Annotated in this window: 4 protein-coding genes; 1 reads left to right on the top strand and 3 read right to left on the bottom strand. The window is 65.4% G+C overall.

What is annotated here, in order from left to right:
• Nucleotides 1-460: 460 nt before the first annotated feature.
• The gene (locus tag U9980_RS28050) at nt 461-685 is read left to right on the top strand and encodes a hypothetical protein (protein WP_322770681.1); all 225 of its coding nucleotides are present in this window, start codon (nt 461-463) and stop codon (nt 683-685) included.
• Nucleotides 686-726: 41 nt separating this feature from the next.
• On the opposite strand, the gene U9980_RS28045 is transcribed toward U9980_RS28050, so the two are convergent.
• The 3 genes from U9980_RS28045 to U9980_RS28035 all read right to left on the bottom strand — a co-directional run.
• Nucleotides 727-1,080 (bottom strand): DUF86 domain-containing protein, encoded by a 354-nt coding sequence (locus U9980_RS28045; protein ID WP_322770680.1) that lies wholly within the window; start codon nt 1,078-1,080, stop codon nt 727-729.
• Nucleotides 1,077-2,243: a GTP-binding protein gene (locus U9980_RS28040; protein WP_416210419.1), complete on the bottom strand. Its 1,167-nt coding sequence runs from the start codon at nt 2,241-2,243 to the stop codon at nt 1,077-1,079. The genes U9980_RS28045 and U9980_RS28040 overlap by 4 nt, the downstream gene beginning before the upstream one ends.
• Nucleotides 2,244-2,298: 55 nt before the next feature.
• Nucleotides 2,299-2,549: hypothetical protein (locus U9980_RS28035; RefSeq protein WP_322770678.1), on the bottom strand; the 251-nt coding region annotated here is incomplete at its 5' end.

The following is a 2,549-nucleotide window of genomic DNA, read 5'->3' as shown; positions in this document are numbered from 1 at the left end:
CTGTTACCGACATTTTCTACCCCCGTGTTCAAGGCGGCGGCCGTGCCGCCGGACCCACCAGCGTTCTGGTGCCTCCGCACCTTAGGGCAAGCCGTACCAGGTTATCAACACGGGCGTGCGTTCTCGTACAATCGGCGACCAGGCGAACACAGAACCGCCGCAGTGGTCCATTCCCTGCCGAGACCGAGCGAGTGGACTGTGATCAGGGGATGGACTGTGATCAGAGGGTGGCCGTCGGCCTGAGGCGGCGTGCCATCTACGGCAGGAGCCGCCAGCGTCTGCCCGCCAGCCACGTCAAGCCGGCTATCGCGCTGGGCGCCGGACGGGTGCTGGTAGTGGGTACCGAGCCGATCCGCAACCCCGAGGTTCCGCTCGGCGGTCGCCCGCCGCAGGAACCCGCGGTACAAGATTCCGCCGCACTGATGTTGAAGGCTGTACGGAAGAGGTCCTGGCGAATCGCTTGTCCGGCGCACGATTTCTGCTGGACCCTGAACTGGCGCTTCTTCGCACCCTACTTGGTCCGCTCCCAAGTAGCAACGATATCCTCAGCTACCTGCTCTTCGAACCGGACTTCGTCGACGCCGTGATTCAGCTGGGCAGCGACGATGCGAAAACAATCCTCAAACAAGTACTCTCCACGCCGAACCCGGAAAAAGATTTCTGGCTGACGACGGAGTTTCCGTGAACCGGAGCGTCACAGGAATTTCTGGGATGTTTCGGTGGAAGTCATTCATTCGTGTCAGCGGACTCATCGGCCAGGTGCTGGCTCAGCCGTCGGATCGCCTGTTCCAGGTCGGGCAGGTCGTGGTCGACGGTGGCCTGCAGGATCGCGTGCGAGGTGTCGAAGTAGCGGTGGGCCAGGTGATCGCGCATTCGTGCGATCTGCTTCCAGGGGATGTCCGGCTCGGTGACGAGCAGGTCAGTGGGTAGAGCTTTGACGGCCTCGCCGATCTCTAGGAGTCGGATTCGGACCGCGTCGAAGACCAGGCCATCCGAGAGGTTGCCGCGCTGCAGGTGGGAACCGATCGCCTCGATCGCGGCGAGGATGTCGGACACCCGCTGACGGTCCCGGTAGGTCACAGCGCCACCTGTTCGCGCTCGACCCGCGCGCGGACCTCGGGCTTGAGGTCCTGCGCCGGGACCAGGTCGACCGGGACACCGAGAATGGTCTCCAACGCGTCCTGCACGCGACCGAGCCCGAGCAGTCCCAGATCGGCGGGCAGGTCGGCGAGTAGGTCCACGTCGCTGTCAGTGCGGTCCTGCCCGCGGGCCACACTGCCGAACACCCGCAGGTTCGACACCCTGTGCGCTGCGGCGGCCGCGATCAGCTCCCGCCGGTGGTGACGGACCACGCGCCCGATCGGCCCAGACAGCATCTGTAGCTGGTGCGGCGGTCTGCGAATTCCCACGGTGAGCTCGAACCCGGCCGCCTCGATCAGCGCAGCCAGCGTCGACACGGCCGGCTGCCGGTGCCCGGACTCGTAGGCGCTGATCACGCTCTGCGTCACTCCCGCGCGGGCCGCCAGCTCGATCTGAGTCAACCCCGCCCGGCGACGCGCGTCTCGAAGCACCGTTGCCGCCACGTCACCGGTAGAGAGCACGCCCCCGATAATATCGCGAATCGTCGATATTGAACAAGCTGGTGAGTCGCTGAGGACGGGCCTGCGCCTGACCCGCTGCCGGGCCACGTCTGCGACGGGGGGCCGGGTCACGATGGCTGACGGTAACGGACCAGATCTCCACCCAGTGGTGTGACGGCCTTCAGGCCGCCAGCTCAGCCGGCTCGGCTCACGCTCCTGTTCAGGTGCGCCGAAGACCTCGCCAGCGTCCACCACGCACAGGACGCTGTCCAACCGAAGGATGTCACGGTGAATCGAATCCATGAAAGTGACGACAATACCGACCGGGTCCGCGACACCACTGGCCTCAAGTATCACGTACTGGGGGGCTTCAGGCCTGTTCATGACGCGCCGCACGGCATCGAATAGATCATCATGGATCGTGCAGCAAACACACCCGTTCGCCAGGCTGACGACCGCACAGTCGTCCACGCCGACCACGAGGTCTGCGTCGATGCTCAACGAGCCGAAATCGTTGACAAGCACCGCTACCCGCAGCCCGTGATCACCGCCCAGAATCCGGTTCAGCAGAGTGGTCTTCCCCGCCCCGAGAAAGCCCGTGAGAACGGTAACCGGAACCGGCCACACAGGCTGCGGCTCCGGATGAACCACGCTGTTCGACATCTGCCTACCACCAGGTGGTGGCCTACGGGCTTAAACGTCGCCAGATCGGCGACGCTCAGGTCGGTGTCCTGGAGCCGCTCTCGGGCCCGTCCCGGGCCGACCTGGTCGGCGTGGACTTGATCGGCGTGGACTTGATCGGCCCGGTGGGCGCGGAGGTCCCGGGGTAGACCGGATGATCGGTCGCGCGGCGCTGGTAGAGGGTGGCGCCGACGAGCGCACCGCCGAGCAGGAAGTATTGCATCCACCATGCCCAGCCGAATACCAGCGGAGAGCAGATCAGGCCGGTCACCACGGCCCTCCGCCACA

Source organism: Protofrankia sp. Cr1 (assembly GCF_963555865.1).
In the GTDB taxonomy this organism is placed as follows: domain Bacteria; phylum Actinomycetota; class Actinomycetes; order Frankiales; family Frankiaceae; genus Protofrankia.
Note: the sequence above shows the minus strand (reverse complement) of the source record. Positions and strands in the feature narration are given on the sequence as shown.